This window comes from Sphaerochaeta sp. (genome assembly GCA_022482495.1).
GTDB lineage: Bacteria > Spirochaetota > Spirochaetia > Sphaerochaetales > Sphaerochaetaceae > RUG023.
The window spans coordinates 130865-156680 of sequence record JAKVPA010000003.1; the positions used below are offsets into that span (position 1 = coordinate 130865).

Sequence of the window (25816 nt, forward strand, 5' to 3'; positions counted from 1 at the left end):
CATGAATACTTTGATCACCAACGCCTTGGTCATCCCGATGACCAAAGAAGGGTACACCATCCAAGGAAACATCGGTATCAACGGAAAAGAAATCGTCTTCGTAGGGCAAACTCCCGCATCGTTCCATCCCGACCGTGTGATCGACGCAAACGGCTCGATCGTCATGCCGGCACTGGTCAACGCCCACACTCATCTGGCGATGGAACTGATGCGTAACTACAAGGACACCGAACCCAATCTGATGGCCTGGCTGTCCCAAATCTGGCCGATCGAAGCCAAACTGAACGACGAGGACATCCTCTGGGCTTCCCGATTGGGAGTCTGTGAGTTGATCCAAAGCGGCTGCACGCTGTTCAACGACATGTATTTCAACGAACACATGACGGCGCGGGCGGCAAACGAAGGCGGCATCCGGGCATCCATCGGCCTGACGTTGTTCGGGGACATCGATGACACCCGGAAACGCCTTGCGGAGAAACCGAAAAACTGTGCGCCGGAAGTGGAGAAAAGCAATGGAAGGATCAAGCTGGCCGTCGCGCCCCATGCCATCTACACCTGTACCGAAGTGACCTATCGTTACGCCCATGACTGGGCGAAAGAGCATGCCGCCGTTCTGCACACCCACCTGTCTGAAACCAAAGGGGAAGTGGATGACTGCGTCAAAGCCCATGGGCAAACTCCTCTGGACTATCTGGACGGAATGGGATATTTCGACGACACCAAACACCTTCTGGCCCACTGCGTCCATCTGACGGACAGCGAGATATCCCGTCTTTCCCAGTTTGACGCGGCAGTGGCCACCAACCCCACCAGCAACTGCAAGCTGGCTAGCGGTGTGGCTCCGCTTGGCAAACTGGGCAAGGCAGGCGTCAAACTCTGCATCGGTACGGATGGATCTTCCAGCAACAACAACCAGAACCTGTTTGAGGAGATGCATGTGGCGAGTCTGGTCAGTACCGTCTCCACGATGGACATCACTTCCCTTCCCCCGTACCGGGTGCTGGAAATGGCGACGAAAAACGGTGCTGATGCATTGGGATTCCCCCAAATTGGGACGATCCAACCGGGAAAGGAAGCCGACCTGATCATCGTTGACATCCACAAACCCCACCTGACGCCGCTGAACGATCCGTTCTCCGCGTTGGTCTACGCCGCGCAGGCAAGTGACGTGGATACCGTCTTCTGCCAGGGTGAGATGGTGATGGAACATCGTCGTATCACCGGTCTGGATTTGGAAGAAACGATGCGGAAAACCAATGAACGGTGGGAAGACATCAAAAGACGATAACTGATATCAATATTTTTATATATTTATCAAAAGACGCAATCATCCATCCGACGATTGCGTTTCTTTCCATCAAATCTGTTGTACATACGCATAAACACTCAGAAAATTGAAATCCTCCCCTTCTGATCGGACCATTTCCTCTCTTTACCTCGGATGGTACTTCTTTATATAATTCATGCATATTTTTGTATTTTTATACAAAAATTAGGAGTACCCAACATGCATCAAGCAACAGAAACCATTGTGAATCGTGTGATCCAACAGGATCCACACCAGCCTGAGTTCCATCAGGCGGTTGTCACCTTCATGCGGTCCATCGACAAAGTCGTCGACGACATGCCAGAGATCGTCTACCACAAAATCCTCGATCGGATCGTGGAACCGGAACGAGTCGTGATGTTCCGTGTTCCCTGGATCGATGATGACGGCGTCCTTCAGCTGAACCGCGGCTACCGGATCCAGATGAACAGCGCACTCGGCCCGTACAAAGGCGGTCTTCGGTTCCACCCGTCGGTGAACCTTTCCATCCTGAAGTTCCTGGCATTCGAACAGACCTTCAAGAACAGCCTGACCGGGCTTCCCATGGGAGGCGCGAAGGGAGGATCGGACTTCAACCCCAAAGGGAAGAGTGAGGGAGAAGTGATGCGCTTCTGCCAGAGTTTCATGTCGGAGCTGTACCGGCACATCGGACCGGATACCGACGTACCCGCCGGCGACATCGGAGTCGGGGGACGGGAAGTCGGCTATCTGTTCGGGGAGTACAAACGGCTGACCAACACGTTCTCCGGCGTACTGACGGGAAAAGGCAAGAGCTTCGGAGGCTCGAACATCCGTCCGGAAGCCACCGGTTACGGGCTGGTGTACATCGCTGATGCCGTCCTGGAAGGGGAAGGCATGAGTCTGAAGGGAAAGCGCTGTCTGGTTTCCGGCAGCGGGAATGTGGCGCAGTTCACCACGGAAAAGCTGCTGCAGATGGGAGCCAAGGTGCTTACCCTTTCCGATTCCAGTGGCGTGATGATCGATCCGGAAGGCTTCGACGAGGAGAAACTGGCGTTCGTCAAGACGCTGAAGAACGTCAAACGGGGCCGCATCAAGGAATACGCGGAGAAATATCCGAAATGCACCTACATCCCCCACGACGGGAACGCCACCAGCAATCCCCTGTGGGATGTCCCTGCTGATTACGCGTTCCCCGCAGCAACGCAGAACGAGATCAACAAGGAAGACGCCCAGCACCTTGCAAAGAATGGCGTGAAGATGGTCGCCGAAGGCGCCAACATGCCCTCCACCATCGAGGCGCAGCAGGTGTACCGGGAAGCTGGCATGCTGCACATTCCTTCCAAGGCGGCGAATGCCGGCGGCGTCGCGGTTTCCGGACTGGAGATGAGCCAGAATAGCGAACGGCTCTCCTGGAGCCGGGAAGAGGTTGACCAGAGGCTGCAGCACATCATGCGGGACATCTACCGGAACATGAGCGAGTGCGCCGTGAAGTATTCCGAAAAGAACGACTTCGTCGATGGCGCCAACATCGCGGCGTTCCTCAAGGTGTCCGACGCCATGCTGGCCCAAGGATACGTGTAAGATACGATGAAGGCCGGCATGATGCCGGCCTTCAATCTCTTTGTTCCTTTTCTTTCTTCTTACCTTTTTATCTTTCTTTTTTATTACGTTTTGTTCTTTGCTTTTTCGATCTGTGATCAACGGACCAGCACGCGGAAGAACCGCTTCTTGCCGGCCTTGAGGATCAACTCACCCTGTTCATCCAGCCAGGAAGCATCAATGAGCATCTTCGGGTCATCCACCTTCCTGCCGTTGATGGACGCTCCTCCGCCCTGCACCAGCCTTCTCGCGTCGCTGTTGGTCGAGGCGAGATCGGTGGCGGAAAACAGTTCCAACACCGGGTATCCGGTCTGGAGCTTCGCCTTGTCGATGGTGATGCTCTTCATGCCGTCCCGGCTGGCTTCCCCACCGACGGAGAACAACGCCTTCGCGGCATCCCGTGCCTTTTCCGCCTCTTCCTCGCCATGGACGATCTTGGTCTGCTCAAAGGCCAGTTTTTCCTTGGCGTCGTTGATGTTGACCTTCGGATCCTCGTAGGTGGCGATCTCATCCATGCTCATGAAGGTGAACAGCTTCATGAACCGGATGACATCGGCGTCGGCGACATTTCTCCAATACTGGTAGTAGTCGTAGACCGGGTACATCGTCTTGTCCAGGAACACGGCGCCGTTCTCGCTCTTCCCCATCTTCTTGCCGTCGGCACGGGTGATCAGATTGAAGGTCAGGCCGTAGCACTGCGGCCCGTCCATCCGTTTGATCAGATCAATGCCCGCCGTGATGTTGCCCCATTGGTCAGCTCCACCGAGCTGCAGGCGGCATCCTTCATTCTTGTTCAGCATGTAGAAGTCATAGCTCTGCAGGAGCTGGTAGTTGAACTCGATGAACGACAATCCCCGTTCCAGCCGTTGCTTGGTCCCTTCGTAAGTCAGCATCTTGTTGACGGAGAAATACTGTCCGATGTCCCGGAGAAACTGGATGTAGTTCAGCCCGATCAGCCAATCGGCGTTGTTCAGCATCTTCGCAAGTCCCATGCCGGGTTTGGGAGGATTGCTGAAATCGACCACGGTGGCCAGTTGTTGCTTGATGTGCTTGCAGTTTTCCTGGATCTGCTCCAGCGTCAGCATCTTGCGCATCTCCGTCTTGCCGGAGGGATCCCCGATCAAGCCGGTGCCGCCGCCGACCAGCGCGATGGGCTTGTGGCCGGCCATCTGCAGGTGATGCATGGCGAAGAACGGCACCATGTGGCCGATATGCAACGACGGTCCCGTCGGGTCGACCCCGACGTAGAACGTCACCTTCTCATGATCCATCAGATCGGACAAGCCATCGAAATCGGTGCAGTCCTTGATGAACCCCCGCTGCTGAAGTGTTTGGAGCGCCTGGTTCATCGTTACGCCCTCTTGTACTCGGCGTCCGCCTTGGCGACTTCCGCGGGAATATCCTGGATCTTGATCCGTTTCTGCTCCATGCTGTCACGGTAACGGATCGTCACCGTGTTGTCGTTCAGCGTGTCATAGTCAACGGTGATGCAGTACGGTGTCCCCACCTCATCCTGCCGGCGATATCTGCGGCCAATAGCGCCGCTGACATCGTAGTCGGTGACAAAGTAATGGCGCAGGTCATGCTCCAGCTTGCTGGCGAACTCGGCCAAGCCATCCTTCTTCTGAAGCGGCAGCACCGCCACTTTGATCGGAGCGATGGCCGGATGCAGGTGGAGCACCACACGGGTGTCATCGGCAAGCTGCTGCTCCTCGTAGGCGTCGCTGAGGACCATCAACACGTTGCGGGTCAGACCGGCTGACGTCTCGACGATGTACGGGATGTACTTCTCGTTGGTCATCGGATCCAGGTAGCTCATATCCTTGCCGCTGAACTTCTGATGCTGGGTGAGGTCATAATCGGTACGGTCATGCACACCCTCCAGCTCCTGCCAACCCATCGGGAACAGGTACTGGATGTCATAGGCGTCCTTGGCGTAGAAGGCCAGTTCGTCCGGTCCATGCTGGTGCCAGCGCAGATGATCCATCTGAATGCCCATTTTTCCGTAGAACGCCATCCGCTGCTCCCTCCAGTACGGGAACCATTTGTCGTCCGTACCCGGTTTGCAGAACCACTGCATCTCCATCTGCTCGAACTCACAGGAGCGGAAGATGAAGTTCTTCGTCGTGATCTCGTTGCGGAACGACTTGCCCACCTGGGCGATGCCGAACGGCACTTTCATCCGGGCGCTGGTCACCACGTTCTTGAAGTTCACGTAGATGCCCTGGGCGGTTTCCGGGCGAAGGTAGACGGTGCTGGCGTCATCGGCCTGTCGGACCGATATGGGTGACGAACATCAGGTTGAAGTTCCGGGGGGCGGTGAAACTTCCTTTGTTGCCGCAGTTCGGGCAGGGCCCGTTCAGGTCGATCTGGTCGGCGCGGAAACGGGCGTGGCAGACCTTGCAGTCCACCATCGGATCGGTGAAGTTGCTCACATGTCCGGACGCTTTCCACACCTGGCTGTTCATCAGAATGGAAGCGTCGATGCCGACGATGTCATCGTGGATCTGGGTCATCTCACGCCACCAGAAATCCCTGATGTTGTTTTTCAGATTGACTCCGAGAGGACCATAGTCATAGGCGCCATTGAGCCCTCCATAAATCTCGCTTGACGGGAAAATGAATCCACGTCGTTTGCAGAGTGATACGATTTTGTCCAATGTTACTTCCGCCATACCCAACCTCTCTTAGTTTTTCAGGAACGCCAACGCGTTCCCCAGTCTTGTACATGTTTTCTCTTGCCCAAGCAAGCGGATCGAATCAAACAACGGCAGGCTTACCTGGCTGCCGGTGATGGCGACCCGGATCGGCATGAACACGCCGTTGACCTTGACCTGGAGACGACCGGCAAGATCGGTCAGCTCCTGTTCGATCTCCTCATCCTTCTTCCCCGCCTTCAATCCCGCTTCCAAAATAACGGTGCCTTGCTCCAACGCCGTAATGGTGGCGGGAATATCCACGCCTTTGCCGCAGAACGTTTCTTTGTCCGTGTAGGTGATGTCGGTGAACAGGAATCGGGACAACTCCACCACATCGGAGAGCACCTTCATCCGTTCCTTGACCACCGGCGTAAGGATATCCAGCTTGTGCTGCTGCTCCGCCGTCGGAGGATTGGAGAAGAAGCCTGCTTTCTCCAGATACGGGACAAGCAATCCTTTCAGGCGCGTGTCATCGCACATGCGGATGTACTGTCCGTTGAACCAGTCAAGTTTCTTGTAATCGAAGATGCCAGGCGCCTTGTTGATCTTCTCCAGGCTGAACAGTTTCTCCAGCTCTTCCTTGGAGAAGAACTCTTTCTGTCCATCGTATGACCAGCCAACCAGACTGACGTAGTTGATCAACGCTTCGGGCAGATACCCTTTCTCCCGGAAATCGCGGACCGCGGTGGAACCATGGCGCTTGGACAGTTTCTGGCCGTCCTTGCCCATCACCATCGGAAGATGGCAGTATACCGGAGGCTCCCATCCGAACGCCTGGTACAGCAGGATGTGCAACGGGCCGGAAGGAATCCATTCCTGGGCGCGCATGATGTGGGTGATGCCCATCAGATGGTCATCGATCACATTGGCCAGGTGATAGGTCGGGAACCCATCGCTCTTCAACAAAATGGGATCAGGAGAGACATCCCTGTTTTTGCGGGTGATGTCCCCCATCAACACATCATGGAACGTCGTCTTTCCTTCGGTGGGGACGATCAGGCGGATCACCGGCCTGATGCCTTTGGCGATCGCCTCGTCCCGCTCCGCTTGGGAGAGATGCAGGCAGTGCCGGTCATAGCCCTGGTACTGGCTGTGGCTGGCGGTCTGCTCCTCCCTGAGCGCTTCCAAGCGCTCGGGTGTGCAGTAGCAGTAGTAGGCCTTGCCCATATCAACCAACATTTTGGCGTATTTCTGGTAGATGGCCGTCCGCTCGCTTTGGATGTACGGACCGTACGGGCCACCCACTACCGGACCTTCGTCCCAGGTGATGCCAAGCCATGCCAACGTATCGTACAAATCCTGAAGCGACGCATCGGAATACCGTTCGCGGTCAGTGTCCTCGATGCGAAGGATGAACTTGCCCCCGTTTGCGCGGGCAAAGAAATAATTGAACAGCGCCGTCCGGATTCCGCCGATATGCTGCAAACCGGTCGGAGAAGGCGCGTATCTCACACGAACTTCCATCTTGGGAAATCTCCTTCACCTTGTGTGGTAGTTGTACCCGAAAACCTCGGTAAAAGCAACAACAAGCAAGGCTTTACGTGGTGAACCACGTCACGATCTCCCCCATCCCCTGATCCTGCGAAGCCTTGTCCTTGTCATAGGGAATCAGATGGGTGGCGTTGGGCAGATGGACGTGCCGATTCTTCCCCAGCGGTTTGGCGGCGACCATCTCTCCCGCCTTGCGGTCAACCGCATCATCCTTGCCACCGGTCAGCACCAGCGTATCCGCCTTGACGGCATCAAGCGCTTTGACCGCTTCGACGCACATCCGGTGCAGGTCCCACACCTTTCGGGGGAACAGCCATGACCAGTACTGGGAACCCAAATACGCGTCATCGTCCGGATCCCCTTCATACAGGAAGTGGTAACCGGGATCCCTGTTCCAAGGAACGGCGATCTTCTTGGGGGAAAACACCTGGGCGAAGGTCAATTGGAATTTCCGCCATCCTGTGGCAAGGGATTTCATCACCAACGCCGGGGCGATCAACGCCATTTTCTTCACTTCCGGGTGACGTGAAGAGAGCAACACGGCGACCGAGCCTCCCATGGAGTGTCCCACCAGATAGACTTCATGATAACGGGACGCAAGATCCTGGTAAGCGTTTTCCGCCGTACCCAGCCAGTCTTCCCGTCCGGAACGCTGGAAATCGTCCCCGCTGGTGCCGTGTCCAGGATACCGGACGGCGTAGCAATCGAAACCGGCATCGTACAGATCAATGCCCGGCCGGATCAACTCACCAGGATAACCGGTATATCCGTGACATAAAAGAACGGCCACGTCGCTCGGGGCGTCGTGGACCATCTTCCAAGGCCGGGCGCACCTCCGCACCGGCGCCTTATCCTGATACCACCCGGCTGACCAGTCGGGTACATCATACGAAATATGCATCAATCCTCCTCACCACGGCTGCTTCAGCAGGTTGAGAAGGTCGATCCTGCTCCGTACCTTGGTTTTCGCGAAAATGTTCGCCACGTGGTTGTTCACCGTGTTGACACTGATGTCCAGATCAGCGGCGATCTCCTTGTTGGTCAATCCACGGGAGATCAACTTGATGATGGCTAACTCGCGCTCTGTTATATGGTACTCAGAAAGATCCTGTAAGGAAAGCTCTTTGTTTCGTCCCGCCTTGGCTTCCTTACCCGTTTGGGCGAAATATACGAACAGATAACTCATCACGGTAATGGAGAATGCCAGAAAATAAATGCCGTACATCAGGGTACGCACCTTGGGGAAGACCAACGTGGCGCCGATGGCGGGAAGCATGGCGACACTGACGATCATGATGGTGATGCAGACAGCGCGGACATCCTTCTCCTCGATGGAATTGAGGTTCTTCGTCAAGACGATCAAACAGAAACCGATGACGACGACGAACAGGATCTCCATCAGGTTGGAGTAGACGATCTTCGGCCTGATGATGTTCAGCACCCCGGAGACCAGATACACCCCGGAGAGGGTGAAGAAGAACGTCTTGTACGGATTCCGCCACGGATGCCCGATGACCCAGGTGATGAAGTACGGGATGAACGAGACGAGGAACACCACGTTGGCCGTCAGGATGGATTGGATGATGATGGAGACGATCCGCTTGGCGAAATCACTTTTCATAAACACGCTGGCGATCATCTGGAGCGCAGAGAGCATCATGCATCCCATCAGGCTGGAAATGCAGACGATGAACAACTGGGTCCAGGAATGCGGTTTCTGAATCTGATACACAACGGCCAATGCCAGGGTCATGCAACCCAAGGCAAAGGCCAGCATGTAAATGAACAGGATGATACCGTTCACAAGGCTACTTCAGTTGCCGCTGGTTATGCGTGATGTCCGCCTGTCCACACACTCGTGTGATGTCGTTGATCAACGGAATCATGTTCGCCGCGGCCACACCGGTCTCCCGCTCGGCCAGCATGTTGTACGCGCTGGCGTTGTTCGCCGCCGTTGCCTTGCTGGCGAACAAGGAAAGATGCAACGTCAGGCCATCAGAGAGCAGATACTCCGGCGTATCAGAGAACCCGGGGATCAGATGAGCCACCGCGCTCTCCAATACCTTGGGATCGGTGACCACGCCACGAGGACTCTGGAAGTGCAGCAGGTACCACAGGCTCTGGGACGGGTTGTTCCACGCCAACCCCACCTTCTTCTGCTGGGCAAGCGGCATCGCTTCCTTCACCTGATCAGCAGTCACCTGCAGGTCGGCGAAATCAAAGACGGCCCACGCGACGGTGAATCCCCCGAGGTTCCTCCGTCGCGCCGTCTTCTGGATGAAATCTTCCAGATTCTTCGCCGCAGGCTCATATTCCACGTTCATGTTGGAAAAGCGGCAGTCCTTGCGCATCTGGGAAAAATACAACGCGTTCGCCTGGTTGGACGTAACGATCAGAATGGTGTTGAGAGGACTCACCGTAATTTTTTTCCTTGCCATAATCAGACCTCCTTGCCTTTCTCTGCGTCAACGAAATGGAATTCGCTGAGCAGCGGAAGCGCGCCGAACGCGCCGGCCATGTACTGCGCGGGAGTTTTGTCCTTGCTGCGGGAAAACTTGTAGTTGGCCAACGAGTAGTACACTGTGGCGCTTTCTCCGTTCTTCTCAGCGAAGTAAACACCATCCCGTCGAAGCAATCCGGGCTGAAGCAGACTGGGATTGCAGTCGACAACCAACATCTGGGAACCAAATGTCTGGTCGCATTCCTCGAAGATATCCACGACGTGGCACAGGACATTGGGATGCAGCAGCATGCCGAAATCATCAATGACCAGCGTCCGACCCTGGGTGAAGCTCTCAAAGAACGCGACGCCCATCAGGCAAAGTCTGCGCAGTGAGAGGCTCTCCGTGCTGAAATAGGAAGCGTAATGCTGGGTGACATTGGTATGGATGAAGATCAACCGATCATTCTTCACCACGATGTCACGAATATCGGTGATATCCATGCTCCACAGGAAATTCTTCAATTGCTCAACCCAACCGGGATGCGCCGTGATCTGTTCGATCAAATACTTCTCACTGGACTGGGAAACTCCCATCGGAAGCAGGTTGAGCGTCACATCAATCCACCCATACAGCTGGGAACTGGTTTCCCCACCTTTGTGCGCCGAAGCGCCAAGGAAGGTATGCGTGCCATCCAGCTTTCCCACCAGGCGCTTCTTCTCGCCACGGTACATTTTGCCCCAACGGTACGTATAGGTGATGTCCGAAGAGCCAGCCAGCACAGCGGCTTCATCCGCCTTGCGCTGGAACATCAGCTTCTTTGACCGACCGATGATATGATACAGGCTTTCCTCGTAAATCCGGCTGTTATCCGCCACCAGCTTGTATTGGGCGATGACGGAATCATCATTCCCCGTCCCTTTGTCCAGCACGACGCGGATGATGATGGTCGCCGGTTCCGTCTTGGACTCGGGATCATAGGCGAACGCTGTACCGGCGAGGATACGAAGCGGGTTCTCCTGGTCATCCGGCGCCGTCACAATGAACTTCAGCGCCTCAAGCGCTCTGACGAACGAGCTTTTTCCCGCCCCGTTCGGCCCGATGATGGCCGCCGTTCTGATCAGCCTGAGCTTCTCATTCACGACAACCGTCTTCGACTCGTCCAACCTGCTGTCCCGAACCGCCTCAAACGAAATCGTCTGGGCCTCTTTCACGGATTTGAAGTTGGCAATCGTCATGTCCACTAACATGCTATCCTCCTAAAGCCCAAGTGCTTCCATACGCGCAAACACTTTTGGCCATTTCGTCATTTGCATCACCAGCTGGGCTGGTGTTTCATCATCCAACCCATGGTTGTCCGTCGCCATCACATCCACCACATCAGCTTCAAGATATGGCAACGCCGATCCATCCAACGCCGCGCTGACATTCACTTGGATCAAGCAACCCAATGCTTTGATCCGTTGGAAATCAACACTTTCCACCGTCAACCACCGATACCGCTCCACATGAGCGACCAGCGGCACCAACCTCTGGGAGACCAACGTCTCCAGTTTCTCAAACCAACCCGCCAGCGGAAGCGTCGTGGGAAACTCACACAACGCGTATCTGCCGGCGATGGGAATGGAGATGATTTCCTGTTGGGAGCCGAGAAACAATTCGCTCCCCAGATGCATCCTCAACCCCATTGCCTCCCCAATTCTTTTCCCTTGGTTCCACGCCTCCCGAAGCCGTTCCGTCTTCGTCGTCACATACGGGTTGAAGATATGCGGCGTGAACGCAAGCCCATCAAAACCACTTTCTTTATAAATCTGGAGAACCCGAGGAAGACCTTCTGCCGGCACTTTGCCGTCATCAATATCCGGAAGCAGATGGCAGTGAAGATCAAACAACCCCATGTTCCCCGCTCCTTGCTCTTAATTATACCCAGAATAGCGTAAATGGCAAAGAATAATCAACAACCGTTGCGGGTTGAGGCTATCATCTTGGATTTGATGGCCTAAAATTCAATCATGGGAAGCGGTTCGCGACCCTTTTGGGCAAACGAGTGCTTGATTTCCTTCACTTCACTGACGATATCGGCGATGGAAACCAATGCGTCAGGGCATCCTCGCCCAGTAATGACCAGGTTGGGGAACCCTTTTTTCCCATGATGGTCATCCAGCCACAACGCAATCTGCAGAGGATCCAGATAGCCGAAGGTGAACGCATAGGTGAATTCATCCAACACCAGGAGGTCGAAATCCCCAGAGGAAATCCATCGTTTCGCCTGTTCCCAGCCCTGGATGCAGAAGGCCTTGTTGGTTTCCTTGTTGTCCCCTTCCCAACTGAAGCCGGAACCAAAACTCTTCCACAAGACGCCCAGTTGCTGCGCTTCCTTCCATTCCCCGCAATCCAGTTTGGAGGGATCCTGTTTGATGAACTGGATGACGGCGCACTTGCCGCCGTGGCCCAACGCGCGGAGCATCTGCCCCATGGCGGCAGTGGTTTTCCCCTTGCCGTCCCCGGTATACACGATGATCTGCGGATTCCCTGTTCCTTTCATATCTTTCTTCAGCTCCCTGTGATGATCTGTGTGGTCGTCACCTTGGACTCTCCGACCGAAGTCGTTCCGTTGATCTGGTTATGCGCTTCCTGCTGCGCCTTCTGCGCGGCCAGCATCCGGTGCACCGCCGCCGAAGCCTTCACATCCCCCGTCCTGCTGGCAACTTGGTTCATCAGCGTCAACGCGTCGGAAAGATTGCCCATCGCTTCCTGCATCAACGCGGCGTTATACCCGGAAGGTAGATGCCCGGTGGCGTCCCACTGGGCGCGGAACAGGGCGTACGCCTGCTCGACCTGACCAGCGTCGGCCATCCGATAGGCATCCTGTACGTTTGCCTCCTTCGGTTTGTTCGGCATCAACGCCAGGGTGGTATACTTCCACGTTGGCATCAGTTGCTGCGCGATTTTGTTCTGGAACGCGTCCAGAATGGAGGAGATCATGCTGGTTACCGACGGCGCGTAAGCAAAGGCGTACCTGCGTTCGTCAACGAACGACGAGCCACGGTAGACGCGACGGGCGATCTCCGTATCCCGGCTTCGCCGGTCGGTAAAGGAATTGCTGGCCAGGATTGTTCCGCTCTCAATGTCCCTGACCAGGTACGAGAAGGTCAAAGTCACCCGTTGGGAGACATAATACTTCTTTCCGGTCACCACCTGTTTGTTTTTCTTGGTGGTGGGATCCAGTTGATTCTCCACGATGTCTTCCGTGAAGGGGCGCTCATCCAGATCCAGATAGGAGATCGAACTGGTGACGATCGCCTTGACGCCCTTCTGCTTCAACAAAGCGACACCATCATCCCCCAACGCCAAGTACTTGTCTGTCTGCTCGGGAGGGAGCACGGTGAAGAAACCGGAACTCTGCAACGTGCTGGTGAATGTCTTGGTTGCCAGTTCCGCAGCATTCTTTGCCGCGTTGCGCTCATACCCGGTGGAGAGACGATACCCAAAGTCATCAAAGTTGATGCTCCATGTCGGGTAATAGTTCAGCGCGGGAGCACTGAGGCTGGTGGAGGCGACGGCAATCGTCCGATACGAGCCCATATTCACCCCGGCGGGGACGAGATGCCGTACCGTCACCGTGCTTTGGCAGGAGGCGAGCATGACAACCAACGCCAGGACAAGCCATCCGAACCATTTCTGTTTCTTCATATTCTACTCCCTTTTCCCTTACTCCTTCTGCAAGAATACCACCAGAAGAAAACCGTTGACAAGCCAGACTCATTTCCCTATGGTGATGCTGACGGGGAGATTGGCATGAGAAAAACGCATAGCGCGCTGATTGATGACGAGTGCAATCCAGAAGAGGACCGCTATTTCAATACCATTGACGATGAGGAAGATGAAAAGCTGGAATGGCGGGCCCAAACGGTGGATGACCCCTTGAAGGATCCTGAAACGGCGGATAACTTGATGCTGGCCGACGACTCCGACGCGGACGAACAAGAAGAAGAAGATGACGTGCTCCGGGACGAAACGGACGCCACGGAAGAGAAAATGTTCGAACAGGTCGACGACGCCGACGATACCGACAATTAACCGTATCCTCTTAAAAAATCGCATGTTTCTCTCAAAAGTATCTTGACAACCCTATTGTTACTATGTAAAGTAGCATCATCAGGAGATTGTTACTATGAAAAGAATCAACTTGCTCGTCATTTCCCTTTGTCTGATCATGACCGCCGCGTTCGCGCAACCCCAGACGGAAACCACGGCGGCACCGCAAAAAACGTATACCATCGGAGTTTCGAAAATGGTGTCCCATCCGGCGTTGGACGCCATTGAACAAGGCATGCAGGATTATATGGCCACCACGGGAATTCCGGTGAAGTACGATTTCCAGAACTGCAATGGAGAAGTTTCCACCGCAGCGTCCATCGCCCAGAAGTTCAAGAGTGACAACGATGACATCGTCGTCGGCATCGCCACTCCCCCCGCCCAGGCGCTGGCGTTGGTTTTCAAGGATCGCCCGGTGATCTTCGGAGCCATCAGCGACCCGTTGGCCGCCGGCCTGGTCTCCAACTATGACAAGACGGAAGACACCAATGTCTGCGGCGTCTCCGACATGAACCCGATCGACCTGCAGCTGAAGACCTTCTTTGAAGTGGCCCACATCAAGAAACTCGGCATGGTCTACACATCCGGAGAAGCAAACGGCGTGGCGCAGATGGAAGTCGCCAAACAGGTGTGCGCCGACAACGGAGTCGAGTTCATCTCCGCGGCGGTCAGCAACTCAGCCGAAGTGAAGACCGCGGCGCTGTCCATCATCGACCGCGTGGACGGCATGTATGTGGCCATCGACAACACCGTCGTTTCCGCCATCGCCAGTGTGGATGAAGTGTGCTACAAAGCGAAGAAACCGTTGTTCAACACGGACACCACATCCAGCGAGAACACCCACTTCTTCATGAGCTGGGGCTTCAACTACTACACCGTCGGTGTGGAGACCGGAAAGGTGATCGAGCGGGTGATCAAGGGAGAGAAACCGAGGGACATCGGAGCGATCTTCTTCAATGATCCGTCCCAGTTCGATCTGATGTTCAACCTGGACAGCGCCAAATACCTGGGCATCGACATCAGCGACGAGATGCTGAAGAAAGCCTCGTATCTGGTCAAAGACAACGTAAAAGTATCAAACAAGTAGTGCATATTAGCTGAATTAATATTCAACATCGTGCATAATCAGATTTACAAATGGATGTCTTTCCGTTATAGTTACGGTCAAGCACATTCTGGAGGAATCTCATGAAAAAAGTTTGCTCAACGTTGCTCGTCGTCCTGTTGCTGGCCTTGCCGCTCTGCGCGCAGGGAGCCAAAGAGGCTCCTGCCGCCTCGACGGAAAAGGTGTACAAGATTGGTATTTCTAAGCTTCTGCCCCATCCGGCGCTTGACGCCGCGGAGAAGGGCATGATGGATTACCTGGCCACCACCGGTCTGAAGGTCACCTTCGACCAGCAGAACGCCAACGGAGACATCTCCACGGCTGCGTCCATCGCCCAGAAATTCAAGAGCGACAAGGATGATGTCGTCGTCGGCATCGCCACCCCGTCCGCTCAGGCTCTGGCCAACGTGTTCTCCGACATCCCGGTGGTCTATTCCGCGATCACCGATCCGGTCAGCGCGGGACTTACCGCCGACAACGTCTGCGGTGTCTCCGACGCCAACCCGGTGGAAAGCCAAATCAAGCTGCTGATTGACGTGACCGGCTGCAAGACCATCGGAAACATCTACGCCTCTGGCGAAGCCAACGGCGTCGTGTTGATGGAAGCCGCAAAAGCGGCCTGTGAGAAACTCGGCGTGAATTTCGTCACGGTCGCGGTGAGCAACACCAGCGAAGTGAAGATGGCCGCCCAGTCGATCATCGACCGTGTGGATGCCGTGTATATCTCAACGGACAACACCGTCATTTCCGCGCTTCCTTCCATCGATGATGTCTGCACCAAAGCGGGTAAGGCGCTGTTCAGCGCGGATCCCAGCGGTGTTGACGGACTGAACTTCCTGATCGCTTGGGGATTCAACTACTACAGTGTCGGAACGGCGACCGGCAAAGCGGTCGAGCAGGTCATCAAGGGCGTATCTCCGAAGGATGTCGGAATCGTCTACCTCACCGATCCGAAGGATTTTGAGCTCTGGTTTAATCTTGATACAGCCAAGAAGCTTGGCTATACTATCGATCAGTCGTACATTGATATGGCCGCTGTCCTGGTCCAGGATGGCAAAAAGATTACGAAGTGATCGATAACCGAGCCGGTTTGTAGGTACACCGTCGGCTTCGCGCCGACGGTTTTTTCTGTAAGGGGTTCACTGATGATTGAGGGTATTTTTGTTGACGGATTGATCTTCGCCATCATGGTGCTGGGGATTCTGATCTCCTTCAGAATCATGGACATGGCAGACCTCACCTGTGATGGCTCGGTGGCGACCGGGGCGGCGGTGACGGCGGTCTGCATCACTCATGGCACATCGATTTTCGTCGCGTTGCTGATCGCGTTCATCAGCGGGGTGCTGTGCGGGATGGTCACGGCTGAGATTCACAACAAGCTGCACATTCCCGCGTTGCTTGCGTCCATCCTCACCATGACGATGCTGTATTCCATCAACCTGAGGATTCTTGGCAACAAGGCCAACCTGCCGCTGCTCAGGGTCACGACGCTGTACACCCGGCTTCCCCAAGTCTTCTCGTTCCTTCCAGAGGAATGGGCAAGCTTGCTGGGCACCCTTCTCGTCGTGCTGTTGATCAAAGGGATCTTCGACCTGTTCTTCCGCTGTGATCTTGGCATCGCCATCGGAGCGATGGGATCCAACGAACAGATGGTCATCAGCCAGGGGATGAACCCGGAACATCTGAAACTGCTCGGTCTTGGTGTTTCCAACGGCTTGATCGCCCTCTCCGGCGGAATGCTCGCCCAGTACCAAGGCTTCGCTGACGCCAACCTGGGACAGGGCATGGTCGTCCAAGGGCTTGCCGGCATCATGTTGGGTGAGTTCCTGTTCTCCAGCAACAAAATCTATCTGATCACCCTACGTGCCGTCTTTGGCGCCATCATGTACAAGGCGTTGATGTTCTTCGGCCGCAAGTACGGCTATTTGATCCACATCACGCCGAATGACTTCAAGCTGTTGACCGGCATTCTCGTCATCATCAGCCTGTTCGTCGCGTCCACCCGGAGCAAGGCCTCCAACAATGACGCGAAGAAGAAAGCGCTGGCGCGCAACGCCGAGCGTCAGAACACCCATCTGAACGTGGAGGCGAAGTGATGCTTGAATTATCCCATGTCACCAAAGTTTTCTATCCTGGCACGGTCAACGAGAAAATCGCCATCGAGGATCTGAACCTCAAGGTGCAGGATGGAGACGTGATCTGCATCATCGGTTCCAACGGAAGCGGGAAAACCACGTTGTTCAATTTGATCTCCGGCACCTTCCCGGTGACCAGCGGAACCATCATGGTCAACGGCAAGGACATCACCAAGATGCCGGAATACAAGCGGGCCTTCACCATCGGCCGGATATTCCAGGATCCCACCAAGGGGACGGCGGCCAGCATGTCCATCGAGGACAACATGATCACGGCGTCCACCAAAGGAAGGAAGGGGCTACGCATCAGCCTGAACAACGAGAAACGTGCTGAGTTCCGTGAACTTCTCAAACCGATCGGTTTGCAGGATCGGCTGAAGGACAACGTAGGGCTTCTCTCCGGCGGACAGCGGCAGGCGCTTACCCTGTTGATGACCGTCATGAGCAAACCGCAGATGGTGCTCCTTGATGAGCATACCGCCGCGTTGGACCCCCGCAACGCCCAGACGGTGATGGATCTGACGACCAACTATATCCAGCAGTATCACCTCACCGCCATGATGGTCACCCACAACATGCAGTTCGCCATTGACTATGGCAACCGGTTGATCATGATGGATGAAGGCCAGATCGTGTTGGACCTCTCCGGGGTCGCCAAACAGCGGATGACGGTCGAAGGACTGGTCAAGCTGTTCAAGGACATCAAGAACAAGGAATTCAGCAACGACGAGGGGTTGCTCACCACCGACTGAAAACGTGGAAACGAATCCGCAGCCACTGATGTTTTCAAACGCCTATCTCAGGCGGTTGATTCTCCCTTTGGTGGGGGAATCATTTCTTGCCGTGACCATCGGCATGGCGGATACCGTGATGGTCGCCGTCAACGGGGAGATGGCCGTCTCCGGCATCAGCCTGGTGGACGCGTTTTCCCAGTTGATGATCGCCCTGTTCGCCGCGTTTGCCACAGGCGGCGCCGTCGTCTCCAGCCAATACCTGGGCAACCAGGACCGCGCCAGCGCGTGTGACGCCGGCAGACAACTGTACAGCCTCTCCTTGGTGGTCGGTTCGGCGTTGGTCATTTTGCTCCTTCCCATCCGCAGACCATTCCTTGCTTGGTTGTTCGGGCGTATCGAGCAAGGCGTGATGGACAACGCGTCCACCTATTTCTTCTGGATTCTGCTGAGTTTTCCGTTTCTGGCAGTCTACAACAGTTGCGCGGCATTGTTCCGCTCCATGGGCAACAGCAAAGTATCCCTGCAGGTAAGTATTCTGATGAACGTCATCAACATCGGCGGAAACGCCGTATTGATCTATGTGATGCACATGGGAGTCGCCGGAGCAGGCATCGCCACGCTCGCCAGCCGGGCGGTCAGCGCCATCGCCATGACGATACTCCTGCAAAACAAAAAGAATGATATTTTCCTGTCTGACATGTTCCCGTTCCGGTGGAAGAAACAGATCATATCCAAAATTCTCCAAGTGGGCATTCCCAGCGGCGTGGAGAACTCCGTCTTCCAGATCGGCAAGCTGCTGGTGCAGAATTTCATCGCGGGTCTGGGAACGGCAAGCCTGGCGGCGAACGCCATCTGCAACTCGGTGGCAGGTTTCGCCAACATTCCCGGCAACGCCATGGGGCTGGCGGCCATCACCGTCGTCGGACAGTGCATCGGTGCCGGACAGCCGGAACAAGCGTCCTCGTATTCCAAGCGGCTTTTGGGAAGGACGTACCTGTACATGGGGATCACATCGCTTGCCATCTACGCGTTCTCCCCTACCATCGTCAGCTGGTTCAAACTCAGCCAGGAAGCAATGGATATCGCGGTGAGCGTTCTGAAGCAGTGCATGCTGTTCACCGCTTTGATCTGGCCGGCGTCCTTTGAGCTTCCCAACAGTCTTCGGGCCGCCGGGGACGCAAAATACACCATGTTGATCTCCATGATCAGCATGTGGGGGTTCCGTGTGGTGTTCGCCTATTTCCTTTCCACCGTGTTGGGGTTGGGATTGAACGGAATCTGGATGGGAATGTACATTGACTGGATCTTCCGGGCAGGATGTTTCATCCACCGGTTCCGTGGCGGCAAATGGCAGGAGAAACGGCTGATCTGATCAGCCGTCCACCTTCTTCGCCCAGAGTTTCTCCAACGAGTAGAACTCCCGCAGCTCGGCGCTCATCAAATGGATGACGATGTCGCCGCAGTCGACCAACGTCCAGCCATCCCCTGCGGGACTCTTGTGACGGTTGTTCACCGACAGATGGAGCGAGGTCAGCTCACCCCAGAGTTCATGGACGACACCGGCAAGGTGTCCCATGCTGTTCACCGTGCCGATGATGAAACAATCGGCCCAGCTGCATTCCGGATTCACATCCAGGATCTCCACGTCCTGACACTTGCTGTCCGTCAGGAACTGCGCGATCTTCTTGGCGTTCTCCGCCGTCTTTTCCGGCATCATCGTTCAATTTCTCCTTCCGCCTTCTTCCAAGGCACCCGAAAGCCATACTCGGAAGTATGCCTCCATACCTGTCCAATCCAGCGTTTCCGAATCAAGGAAACGAGCCACATCATAATGGCGCCACACGGATTTGTCCACCATCATATCCCACAATCCCGCCCAACCGGCAAGCCGGTCAAGCGTAGCACCAAACGACGTATGGCGCAAAGCCCCCACCTGGGTGCGCAGCGCCAACACGCCATCGGCCATATCCGTCTCCTGTCCGATAGCATCAAGCAGGTCACGGATTTCGTGAAGGTTCTCCGCTGACCCACCCGCGACGGTTCCGACCGGAAGGCCGAACAACCCAGGAAGCGCCTGGGACACCTCCAACCCCTTCGCTTTGGCGTATCCGACCGTCACGGAAGCTGGGACATCCACCACCACGAGGAGATTCCCTTGGGTGACCATCACCACCGCTTCGTTTCCAAAATAGAGATAGTCGGCGTGCGCCGCGGGACGGGAACAGGAAAGCAGCGCCAACGAAGCGAAAAGGACAAGGAACGGGAACCGTCTCACACCCGCCCTCCGCCAGCAAGGAGCTGTTCCAACCGATCGGTCGTCGCGGCGTTTTTCCTCCCCTTCCGGGCAAAATAAGCATCCTGCATCCGAAGGACCGCCAGGCAGACATCGTCCAGCGTCGTTGGTTGGAGCAACTGTTGCCGTTCCAGTTCGGTGATATGGGTCCGCCTCGGCTCCAGGTAATCACTGACGAACACCACCAGACCCAGGCGTCCCATGGACACCGAACCGAGCGTGTGCCAGCGGATGGCCAGGCACATCGGCTCAGGATATCCCTGCTCACGGAACAACTGTGCCGCCACCGGGCCGTGGAGCAGCCACGGACACGCTTTCTCCTCTTCCTCAAGCGCCACATGATGGATATCGCAGAACGTGTACAACCGCTGTGTGCCCCACTCCCTGCAGTAGTCATGCAGAAGCCCGGTGGCTTCCAGCACGGTGTCATCCAAATCCTCGTGATACCGATGGGCGAGCATCAGGTTGGTCTCAGCCACGCTGATGCTGTGCTCTGCGCGGTGGGGACTTTCCAATTTCCGGATTTCCGCTTCAATCGCGGTACAATCGATGCGCTTCGACATACTCCGCCACCCCCTTCGGCATCAAGGCCTTTGTCTCTTCCGGCATCGGCTCGTCAGGCCCCAACGAGGCAAGCTGGGCACGTATCTCCGAGGAACTGTCCTCAAACACATCCCCCCCGACGAACTGGATGTCCACGCCTTGGGGAACCACCGGTGTGACGGACTGCCTCCGAATGACGACAAACGCCACCATCCGTTTCAGTTCGTCAAACGCGTGCCACGCCGGCAATCCGGAGACCAGATCATCACCCATCACCACACCAAGTTTTCCCTCAAGCGCGTACCGCTCTTTGATATCCCGCGCCGTATCGGCCGTATAGGAGACCCCGCCACGGACCAGTTCGCAGTCATCCACCACAATCTCCCGCGGGGGATCATCCGGATACAGGGAAGCGTACGCCTCAACGGCAAGACGGAGCATGGCAAGACGATCATCTGCGGGAGCCGGTCGTTGGTCTCTCTTGAAGTTGTTGTGCGCGACGGGAACCAGAATGATCCTCCGATAATCCGTCCGGTTCAGAACGGTGTGGATCAGATGCAGATGGCCCAGATGCACCGGGTCAAAACTTCCGCCGACCATTGCCGTACGTCTGGATTCCACCTTACGGCTCCTGTCGATACTCCGCATCCTTGTCCACACGAGCGGTGAACGACGAAGCGTCATCCGGCTTCTTGCCGGAAAGGCTGACCAAATGGATGAACGCCTTGCGTACATCCGCGATCCCTTCTTCCAGGAACGCGCAAATCCCAATGACCTGGTGGTCGGGATACTTTGCCTTCAGTTCCTCCAGATGTGCGGGAGCATCCGGTTCGTCCAGATGCGTGCCGATGATCACCTGAGGTTTGTCCGGAAGGGTCGGTTCAAACGCGGCCAGTTCCTTGCACAGCGCGTCATACGCCGTCAAATACCGAGGATCGGAAAGATCGATCAAAAAGGCAAGCCCCTGGGTGCGGGTGATATGCCGGAGGAATTTGATCCCCATGCCGGCGCCTTCGCTGGCCCCGTCGATCAAGCCGGGGATGTCGGCGATCACCACATCCTGATCATCATAGCGCATCATCCCCAATTGGGGGATCTTGGTGGTGAACGGATACCCCGCGACTTTCGCCTGGGCATTGGTCAACGCGTTGAGCAGCGTGCTCTTGCCGGCATTGGGATAGCCGACCAAACCGATGTCCGCGATGATCTGCAGTTCCACGCCGACCCGCATGGAAACACCCTTCTGTCCTGGTTGTGCGAAGCGTGGGGTCTGACGGGTGGAGGAACGGAAATGCCAGTTTCCCAATCCGCCTTTGCCACCCTTCAGGAAGACGAAGCGGTCCATCCCTGTCAAATCCTGAAGGACCTCCCCCGTCTCGGCGTTCTTCAGCACCGTGCCAGGCGGCACCTCGATCTCCACATTCTTGCCATCGCGCCCAAAACAACGGGCGCCTCCGCCGTTCTGCCCGTTTTCCGCGCGGAACGTACGGATCATTTTCAGACGACCAAGCGTCCGGAGGTTTGACTTGACCACGAAGACGACATCGCCTCCCCGGCCTCCATCACCACCGTCCGGACCACCTTTGGGAACAAATTTTTCCCTACGGAAAGAAACACAACCGTTGCCCCCGTTTCCGGAGGCAACGTCGATGTAGGTTTCGTCAGCGAACCCGACCATATGCCAGGCCGCTTCCTTACTTGCCCTGCTCGGCGGCAGGCGCTGCTTGTGCAGGCGCTTCGACGGGCTGGATGCTGATGTAGGTGCGGTTCATCCGCTGATGGAACAGCACCGTACCGGGAACCTTCGCGAAAATCGTGTAGTCCGTGCCCATGCCGACATTGCGTCCGGGATGGAATTTGGTTCCATGCTGGCGAACGATGATCTCACCCGCCTTGACGACCTGACCGCCAAAGCGCTTCACGCCGAGTCGCTGGGAATTGGAATCACGACCATTTCTGGAGCTTCCGCCACCTTTCTTATGTGCCATAATTCTCTCTCCTTATGCGATCACGTGATCAATCTTGATCAGTGAATATTGCTCGCGGTGTCCCTGCGTCCTGCGATACCCCTTACGGCGTTCATACTTGAACACACGTACCTTATCGCCAAGCTTGTCGCCGACGTAGGAAGCCTGCACTTTGGCGCCTTCCACGTACGGAGTCCCGAACTTGGCGTTGTTCTCGTCTACGATGGCGAGGACAGAAGTGTACTCCAGCTGGTCTCCGGCTTTCTTATCCAGATTGATGTGATCGATCTGAATGGTTTCACCTTCGATGGCCTTGTACTGCTTTCCGAGAATCTCTACAAGTGCGTACATGTACCTATCCTTTCTCCAAGATGCCACCATCCTGCCCTGTTTTAAAAAAAATGACAACCTGTTTTTACAAGCAAATGCTTGCAAATCAAGAAAAACCCACTTGAAAACCTACCGATCGTTCGCTAGGATAATGGCATGAGCCCCCAACAGACCAACCAGCAAATCACCCTGCTTGCCCTCCAGATCGCCTCCGAACGGGGGTTGGACAACCTCTCTCTTTCCGACCTTGCGGAAGCCGCGGGCATCAGGAAAGCGACACTGTACAGCCATTTCGTCAGCAAGGAAGCGTTGGTGGACGCAATGTACCACCTCATCGACTCCTTCTCCGGAGCGGAATCCGTAAGCTTGTCCGGAGAAGCAGAGACGGTATTGCAGACGACGGTCCGCCATTGGGTGGCCGCCTACACCACCACCCCGATGCGTTGGGCATGGCGGGTGGTGTTCCAGATGCGGTTCACCGACCCACGGGCCGCCTCACGCGCCCGAGCCATCCACAACATGTTCCTGGCTCAGACCCAGGCGGTACTGGAGACGCTCTCCGACACGGGAAGACTGGACATCCCTGACCTCGACCTAGCCACCACGCTGTTCGCCAGCGCGGCAGAAAGCTTCATTGATGAGGAGAACATCACGGAAAACGATCAGGAAGACTGGCAACTATCCCGCATGGTCAGCAGGTTCTGCCGGACCTTCATGCCACGACAATGATGCGTGCGTTCAGTATTGCCAGCTGTTATATTCAAACGGCTGTACGTCAGGCTTCCCTGTATCTTCCTTTTCATGTTTGCAGTAATCCAGATATTCCTGATAGATATTCTTGATGTCCTCCCCTTCCAACTGGGGGATGACCTTGCTGGAATCGGTGAGGAAATCCAATTCCGTCTTCCCCATCTCGCGCCCCTTGCGTGTATGCAGGTCATACGCGTATTCAGGGACCTGCAACGTCCTGCCATGGGCGAAGTCCTTGATGACCATGTTCTTGATGTTGTCACTGGACCGTTCCTTCTTTTGACGACACAGGTAGCGGATGGCATGGACGAAGAACATAGGGCGGTCTCCATCCTGATACAGGAACTCCTTGCGCATGCAGTACAGCGTATAGATCAATTCCGGGGCGTGCACATCACCAAAACCAATATCTTCCACGCTGATGGATAACAATCTTCTCCACATCTTGTCTTCAAACTGCGGACTGGTGATATACATCTCATAGGCGGCACACAACGCATTATGTTCCAATCCACGACGGATTGATTTCTGCAACATGGAAATGATTTCATCGCCAGGAATCCCATTACGGGTGGTGACATTCGACCACGGATCATACGACATGAATACACTCATAACCTTTATCCTTTGATGCCGGACGCGGAAACGCCGGCAACGAAATACTTTTGGGTAAACACAAAAAGAAAGACGACGGGCATGACGGCAAGCGTCGCGCCTGCCAATTGCATGGGAATGTTTGCTCCTCCATGCTCCTGAAAATATTTCAATGCGGGGGTAACCAACTGATTCCCGACGGTATTGATGAACAAATACGGATCCAGGAAGTTGTTCCAGATATTGATGAAACTGAAAAGCACCACCGTGGTGATGGACGGCCCGGACAATGGAAGAAAAATCCTGGTGAGAATGGTACCATGCCAGGCTCCATCAATCGTCGCGGCTTCTGAAAAGTCTTCAGGAATCTGATGAAAGAATTCGGTGAGCACCATCAGATACAATACCTCGCTTACTTCCGGGAGAATGATGACCCACAGGGAATCCAACAGGTGCATCTGTCGGAAAAACAGATACCGAGGAACCATCGTGGTTTCTCCCGGCACCATCAGAGTGGTCATCAGCCCCCCCATGATCAGCCGCCTCCCGCGGAAACGTAACCGGCTCAGCGCATACGCCGCGGGAAACGTAACCAGCAACCGCAGGACAATCGTCACACACACCGTGATGGCCGTATTGCGATACCACGCGCCAAAATACCGATTGCCCAAAACCTGACGATAGCTGTCCAGCACCGGTTTCACCGGAGTGAACAAAGGACGGTACGCCAGTCCTGCCGGACGGAACCCGATCACGACCATCATGACAAACGGATACAAAGAGCAGATGGCCAGACACCACATCACCGCAATGAACACATATTCCCGTTTTGTCAGTCTTTTTCCCATCGTCCCCTCCCAAACACCACCATCTGGTTGATCAGCACAATGAAAGCGGTGAACAAAACACCTTCTGCAGACGCAATGGAAAATTTTTGATACAGGAACGCATCATTATAAATCTGAAGGGAAAGCACCATTGAAGCCGTCCCGGGACCTCCGTTGGTCAACCCGACAATGGTGGTATAACTGCGGAAGGAATTGATAATCGCAATGGTAAGCATCAAGAAGAGCGTTGGAACCAATGCAGGCAAGGTTACATAGACCAAACGCTGCCAAAACGTCGCTCCTTCCAAATCCGCTACCTCATACCATTCTTTCGGAATATCCTGCAATCCCGCGAGAATCGTGATGATGGTGAACGCAAGCGCCACCCAAGCGCCGATTACGGCGGAAACGGGCAGCGCCAGATGGGGATCGTTCAGCCATTGCGGCCCGGAAGTTCCAAACACCCGCCACAGGGCATTGACCGGGCCTTTGGACGGATTGAGCAGATACCGGAAGACGATTCCAATGGCGATCATGTTGGTGACATACGGAATGTACCAGCAGGTGCGGACAAATGTTCTGCCAGGGAAACGTCGGTTGAGGAGCACCGCCAACATTACACCAAGCACCATGATGGTAACGGTATACACCAATGAGAACTCCAGGGAACGTCCGAACGCAGCCCAAAACGAAGCGCTCTGCAACACTTTCAGATAGTTCGCCAAACCGACAAAGGAACGATCCATCATCCTCGAAGCGGCGTTCCTGTTCCAAAAGCTCACCAAGAAACCATAGAGGATGGGATAGAGTTTGAAGATGGCGAACATGACGAGGAACGGCGTGATGAACAACCACGCCGTCCGTTCCTCGCCTTTGCAACGACGATCCATCGCCCCTTACCGAGCGCTCTTGATGGCGTCGT

28 protein-coding genes and 1 pseudogene are annotated in these 25816 nt (G+C 55.4%); 9 read left to right on the top strand and 20 right to left on the bottom strand.

Going from position 1 to position 25816, the window contains the following annotated elements; translation table 11 throughout:
• Position 1 precedes the first annotated feature (1 nt).
• Together LKE28_04725 and gdhA are read left to right on the top strand one after the other, a co-directional pair.
• Entirely contained in the window at positions 2 to 1288 is a 1287-nt protein-coding gene (locus LKE28_04725) for an amidohydrolase (protein ID MCH3907553.1), read from the top strand.
• A 219-nt stretch (positions 1289 to 1507) separates the two neighbouring features.
• The gene (gene gdhA / locus LKE28_04730; GenBank protein ID MCH3907554.1) at positions 1508 to 2869 is read left to right on the top strand and encodes an NADP-specific glutamate dehydrogenase; all 1362 of its coding nucleotides are present in this window, start codon (positions 1508 to 1510) and stop codon (positions 2867 to 2869) included.
• Positions 2870 to 2985: 116 nt separating this feature from the next.
• Here the strand turns inward: gdhA and tyrS are convergent, their stop codons facing one another.
• The 10 genes and pseudogenes from tyrS to LKE28_04780 all read right to left on the bottom strand — a co-directional run bounded on the left by tyrS (position 2986) and on the right by LKE28_04780 (position 13211).
• The gene (gene tyrS, locus LKE28_04735; GenBank protein MCH3907555.1) at positions 2986 to 4236 is read right to left on the bottom strand and encodes a tyrosine--tRNA ligase; all 1251 of its coding nucleotides are present in this window, start codon (positions 4234 to 4236) and stop codon (positions 2986 to 2988) included.
• A 2-nt stretch (positions 4237 to 4238) separates the two neighbouring features.
• Positions 4239 to 5562: pseudogene (locus LKE28_04740) on the bottom strand (glycine--tRNA ligase).
• A 12-nt stretch (positions 5563 to 5574) separates the two neighbouring features.
• Positions 5575 to 7050 carry a glutamate--tRNA ligase gene (gene gltX, locus LKE28_04745; GenBank protein ID MCH3907556.1) on the bottom strand — a complete coding sequence of 492 codons (1476 nt, stop codon included), beginning with the start codon at positions 7048 to 7050 and terminating at the stop codon, positions 5575 to 5577.
• Between the two features lie 73 nt (positions 7051 to 7123).
• Positions 7124 to 7978, bottom strand: a complete 855-nt coding sequence (locus LKE28_04750; GenBank protein ID MCH3907557.1) for an alpha/beta fold hydrolase — start codon at positions 7976 to 7978, stop codon at positions 7124 to 7126.
• Positions 7979 to 7987: 9 nt separating this feature from the next.
• Complete coding sequence (locus LKE28_04755; protein MCH3907558.1) at positions 7988 to 8881, bottom strand: helix-turn-helix transcriptional regulator; 894 nt, start codon at positions 8879 to 8881, stop codon at positions 7988 to 7990.
• A 4-nt stretch (positions 8882 to 8885) separates the two neighbouring features.
• Positions 8886 to 9515 (bottom strand): RloB family protein, encoded by a 630-nt coding sequence (locus LKE28_04760; GenBank protein MCH3907559.1) that lies wholly within the window; start codon positions 9513 to 9515, stop codon positions 8886 to 8888.
• A 2-nt stretch (positions 9516 to 9517) separates the two neighbouring features.
• On the bottom strand, positions 9518 to 10768 hold the full coding sequence (locus LKE28_04765) for an ATP-binding protein (protein ID MCH3907560.1): 1251 nt from the start codon (positions 10766 to 10768) through the stop codon (positions 9518 to 9520).
• A 9-nt stretch (positions 10769 to 10777) separates the two neighbouring features.
• Positions 10778 to 11416 (bottom strand): capsule biosynthesis protein CapC, encoded by a 639-nt coding sequence (locus LKE28_04770; GenBank protein MCH3907561.1) that lies wholly within the window; start codon positions 11414 to 11416, stop codon positions 10778 to 10780.
• Positions 11417 to 11517: 101 nt separating this feature from the next.
• Complete coding sequence (locus LKE28_04775) at positions 11518 to 12063, bottom strand: cob(I)yrinic acid a,c-diamide adenosyltransferase (GenBank protein MCH3907562.1); 546 nt, start codon at positions 12061 to 12063, stop codon at positions 11518 to 11520.
• An 8-nt stretch (positions 12064 to 12071) separates the two neighbouring features.
• Positions 12072 to 13211, bottom strand: coding sequence for a hypothetical protein (locus LKE28_04780; GenBank protein MCH3907563.1), 1140 nt, complete (start codon positions 13209 to 13211; stop codon positions 12072 to 12074).
• A gap of 105 nt (positions 13212 to 13316) precedes the next feature.
• Between LKE28_04780 and LKE28_04785 the strand changes: the two genes are divergently transcribed.
• The 6 genes from LKE28_04785 (at position 13317) to LKE28_04810 (ending at position 18962) form a co-directional block, all read left to right on the top strand.
• Complete coding sequence (locus LKE28_04785; GenBank protein MCH3907564.1) at positions 13317 to 13598, top strand: hypothetical protein; 282 nt, start codon at positions 13317 to 13319, stop codon at positions 13596 to 13598.
• A gap of 94 nt (positions 13599 to 13692) precedes the next feature.
• Positions 13693 to 14703, top strand: a complete 1011-nt coding sequence (locus LKE28_04790; protein ID MCH3907565.1) for an ABC transporter substrate-binding protein — start codon at positions 13693 to 13695, stop codon at positions 14701 to 14703.
• A 101-nt stretch (positions 14704 to 14804) separates the two neighbouring features.
• Complete coding sequence (locus tag LKE28_04795; protein ID MCH3907566.1) at positions 14805 to 15794, top strand: ABC transporter substrate-binding protein; 990 nt, start codon at positions 14805 to 14807, stop codon at positions 15792 to 15794.
• Between the two features lie 72 nt (positions 15795 to 15866).
• Positions 15867 to 16817 carry an ABC transporter permease gene (locus LKE28_04800; GenBank protein MCH3907567.1) on the top strand — a complete coding sequence of 317 codons (951 nt, stop codon included), beginning with the start codon at positions 15867 to 15869 and terminating at the stop codon, positions 16815 to 16817.
• On the top strand, positions 16817 to 17608 hold the full coding sequence (locus LKE28_04805; protein MCH3907568.1) for an ATP-binding cassette domain-containing protein: 792 nt from the start codon (positions 16817 to 16819) through the stop codon (positions 17606 to 17608). Before LKE28_04800 ends, LKE28_04805 begins: the two co-directional genes overlap by 1 nt.
• Before the next feature lie 28 nt (positions 17609 to 17636).
• Positions 17637 to 18962, top strand: a complete 1326-nt coding sequence (locus tag LKE28_04810; protein MCH3907569.1) for an MATE family efflux transporter — start codon at positions 17637 to 17639, stop codon at positions 18960 to 18962.
• Here the strand turns inward: LKE28_04810 and rsfS are convergent, their stop codons facing one another.
• From rsfS to rplU, 7 genes are read right to left on the bottom strand one after another with little or no spacing between them, the layout of a single operon-like run.
• Complete coding sequence (rsfS, locus tag LKE28_04815; GenBank protein MCH3907570.1) at positions 18963 to 19307, bottom strand: ribosome silencing factor; 345 nt, start codon at positions 19305 to 19307, stop codon at positions 18963 to 18965.
• 3 nt (positions 19308 to 19310) lie between these two features.
• Positions 19311 to 19865, bottom strand: a complete 555-nt coding sequence (locus tag LKE28_04820; GenBank protein ID MCH3907571.1) for a hypothetical protein — start codon at positions 19863 to 19865, stop codon at positions 19311 to 19313.
• Positions 19862 to 20446: an HD domain-containing protein gene (locus LKE28_04825; protein MCH3907572.1), complete on the bottom strand. Its 585-nt coding sequence runs from the start codon at positions 20444 to 20446 to the stop codon at positions 19862 to 19864. The genes LKE28_04820 and LKE28_04825 overlap by 4 nt, the downstream gene beginning before the upstream one ends.
• Positions 20415 to 21047 carry a nicotinate (nicotinamide) nucleotide adenylyltransferase gene (gene nadD, locus LKE28_04830; protein MCH3907573.1) on the bottom strand — a complete coding sequence of 211 codons (633 nt, stop codon included), beginning with the start codon at positions 21045 to 21047 and terminating at the stop codon, positions 20415 to 20417. The genes LKE28_04825 and nadD overlap by 32 nt, the downstream gene beginning before the upstream one ends.
• A gap of 1 nt (position 21048) precedes the next feature.
• Positions 21049 to 22104 carry a GTPase ObgE gene (obgE, locus tag LKE28_04835; GenBank protein ID MCH3907574.1) on the bottom strand — a complete coding sequence of 352 codons (1056 nt, stop codon included), beginning with the start codon at positions 22102 to 22104 and terminating at the stop codon, positions 21049 to 21051.
• 16 nt (positions 22105 to 22120) lie between these two features.
• Positions 22121 to 22414, bottom strand: coding sequence for a 50S ribosomal protein L27 (gene rpmA / locus LKE28_04840; protein ID MCH3907575.1), 294 nt, complete (start codon positions 22412 to 22414; stop codon positions 22121 to 22123).
• A gap of 12 nt (positions 22415 to 22426) precedes the next feature.
• On the bottom strand, positions 22427 to 22744 hold the full coding sequence (gene rplU / locus LKE28_04845; GenBank protein ID MCH3907576.1) for a 50S ribosomal protein L21: 318 nt from the start codon (positions 22742 to 22744) through the stop codon (positions 22427 to 22429).
• Positions 22745 to 22879: 135 nt separating this feature from the next.
• Here rplU and LKE28_04850 point away from each other — a divergent pair, with 135 nt between their 5' ends.
• Positions 22880 to 23452 carry a TetR/AcrR family transcriptional regulator gene (locus tag LKE28_04850; GenBank protein ID MCH3907577.1) on the top strand — a complete coding sequence of 191 codons (573 nt, stop codon included), beginning with the start codon at positions 22880 to 22882 and terminating at the stop codon, positions 23450 to 23452.
• Positions 23453 to 23461: 9 nt separating this feature from the next.
• Here LKE28_04850 and LKE28_04855 read toward each other — a convergent pair whose 3' ends face one another.
• From LKE28_04855 to LKE28_04865, 3 genes are read right to left on the bottom strand one after another with little or no spacing between them, the layout of a single operon-like run.
• A complete protein-coding gene (locus tag LKE28_04855) occupies positions 23462 to 24088 on the bottom strand; it encodes a hypothetical protein (GenBank protein ID MCH3907578.1) in 627 nt (208 codons plus the stop codon).
• 5 nt (positions 24089 to 24093) lie between these two features.
• The gene (locus LKE28_04860; protein ID MCH3907579.1) at positions 24094 to 24915 is read right to left on the bottom strand and encodes a carbohydrate ABC transporter permease; all 822 of its coding nucleotides are present in this window, start codon (positions 24913 to 24915) and stop codon (positions 24094 to 24096) included.
• Positions 24900 to 25784 (bottom strand): sugar ABC transporter permease, encoded by an 885-nt coding sequence (locus LKE28_04865; GenBank protein ID MCH3907580.1) that lies wholly within the window; start codon positions 25782 to 25784, stop codon positions 24900 to 24902. Before LKE28_04865 ends, LKE28_04860 begins: the two co-directional genes overlap by 16 nt.
• Between the last annotated feature and the right edge of the window lie 32 nt (positions 25785 to 25816).

What these genes read in the sequence shown, in the direction of transcription:
- LKE28_04725 (MCH3907553.1), top strand. Translation starts at nt 2, where the DNA reads ATGAATACTTTGATCACCAACGCCTTGGTCATCCCGATGACCAAAGAA.
- gdhA (MCH3907554.1), top strand. Translation starts at nt 1,508, where the DNA reads ATGCATCAAGCAACAGAAACCATTGTGAATCGTGTGATCCAACAGGAT.
- tyrS (MCH3907555.1), bottom strand. Translation starts at nt 4,236, where the DNA reads ATGAACCAGGCGCTCCAAACACTTCAGCAGCGGGGGTTCATCAAGGAC.
- gltX (MCH3907556.1), bottom strand. Translation starts at nt 7,050, where the DNA reads ATGGAAGTTCGTGTGAGATACGCGCCTTCTCCGACCGGTTTGCAGCAT.
- LKE28_04750 (MCH3907557.1), bottom strand. Translation starts at nt 7,978, where the DNA reads ATGCATATTTCGTATGATGTACCCGACTGGTCAGCCGGGTGGTATCAG.
- LKE28_04760 (MCH3907559.1), bottom strand. Translation starts at nt 9,515, where the DNA reads ATGGCAAGGAAAAAAATTACGGTGAGTCCTCTCAACACCATTCTGATC.
- LKE28_04765 (MCH3907560.1), bottom strand. Translation starts at nt 10,768, where the DNA reads ATGTTAGTGGACATGACGATTGCCAACTTCAAATCCGTGAAAGAGGCC.
- LKE28_04770 (MCH3907561.1), bottom strand. Translation starts at nt 11,416, where the DNA reads ATGGGGTTGTTTGATCTTCACTGCCATCTGCTTCCGGATATTGATGAC.
- LKE28_04775 (MCH3907562.1), bottom strand. Translation starts at nt 12,063, where the DNA reads ATGAAAGGAACAGGGAATCCGCAGATCATCGTGTATACCGGGGACGGC.
- LKE28_04780 (MCH3907563.1), bottom strand. Translation starts at nt 13,211, where the DNA reads ATGAAGAAACAGAAATGGTTCGGATGGCTTGTCCTGGCGTTGGTTGTC.
- LKE28_04785 (MCH3907564.1), top strand. Translation starts at nt 13,317, where the DNA reads ATGAGAAAAACGCATAGCGCGCTGATTGATGACGAGTGCAATCCAGAA.
- LKE28_04790 (MCH3907565.1), top strand. Translation starts at nt 13,693, where the DNA reads ATGAAAAGAATCAACTTGCTCGTCATTTCCCTTTGTCTGATCATGACC.
- LKE28_04795 (MCH3907566.1), top strand. Translation starts at nt 14,805, where the DNA reads ATGAAAAAAGTTTGCTCAACGTTGCTCGTCGTCCTGTTGCTGGCCTTG.
- LKE28_04800 (MCH3907567.1), top strand. Translation starts at nt 15,867, where the DNA reads ATGATTGAGGGTATTTTTGTTGACGGATTGATCTTCGCCATCATGGTG.
- LKE28_04805 (MCH3907568.1), top strand. Translation starts at nt 16,817, where the DNA reads ATGCTTGAATTATCCCATGTCACCAAAGTTTTCTATCCTGGCACGGTC.
- LKE28_04810 (MCH3907569.1), top strand. Translation starts at nt 17,637, where the DNA reads ATGTTTTCAAACGCCTATCTCAGGCGGTTGATTCTCCCTTTGGTGGGG.
- rsfS (MCH3907570.1), bottom strand. Translation starts at nt 19,307, where the DNA reads ATGATGCCGGAAAAGACGGCGGAGAACGCCAAGAAGATCGCGCAGTTC.
- LKE28_04825 (MCH3907572.1), bottom strand. Translation starts at nt 20,446, where the DNA reads ATGTCGAAGCGCATCGATTGTACCGCGATTGAAGCGGAAATCCGGAAA.
- obgE (MCH3907574.1), bottom strand. Translation starts at nt 22,104, where the DNA reads ATGGTCGGGTTCGCTGACGAAACCTACATCGACGTTGCCTCCGGAAAC.
- rpmA (MCH3907575.1), bottom strand. Translation starts at nt 22,414, where the DNA reads ATGGCACATAAGAAAGGTGGCGGAAGCTCCAGAAATGGTCGTGATTCC.
- rplU (MCH3907576.1), bottom strand. Translation starts at nt 22,744, where the DNA reads ATGTACGCACTTGTAGAGATTCTCGGAAAGCAGTACAAGGCCATCGAA.
- LKE28_04850 (MCH3907577.1), top strand. Translation starts at nt 22,880, where the DNA reads ATGAGCCCCCAACAGACCAACCAGCAAATCACCCTGCTTGCCCTCCAG.
- LKE28_04855 (MCH3907578.1), bottom strand. Translation starts at nt 24,088, where the DNA reads ATGAGTGTATTCATGTCGTATGATCCGTGGTCGAATGTCACCACCCGT.
- LKE28_04860 (MCH3907579.1), bottom strand. Translation starts at nt 24,915, where the DNA reads ATGGGAAAAAGACTGACAAAACGGGAATATGTGTTCATTGCGGTGATG.
- LKE28_04865 (MCH3907580.1), bottom strand. Translation starts at nt 25,784, where the DNA reads ATGGATCGTCGTTGCAAAGGCGAGGAACGGACGGCGTGGTTGTTCATC.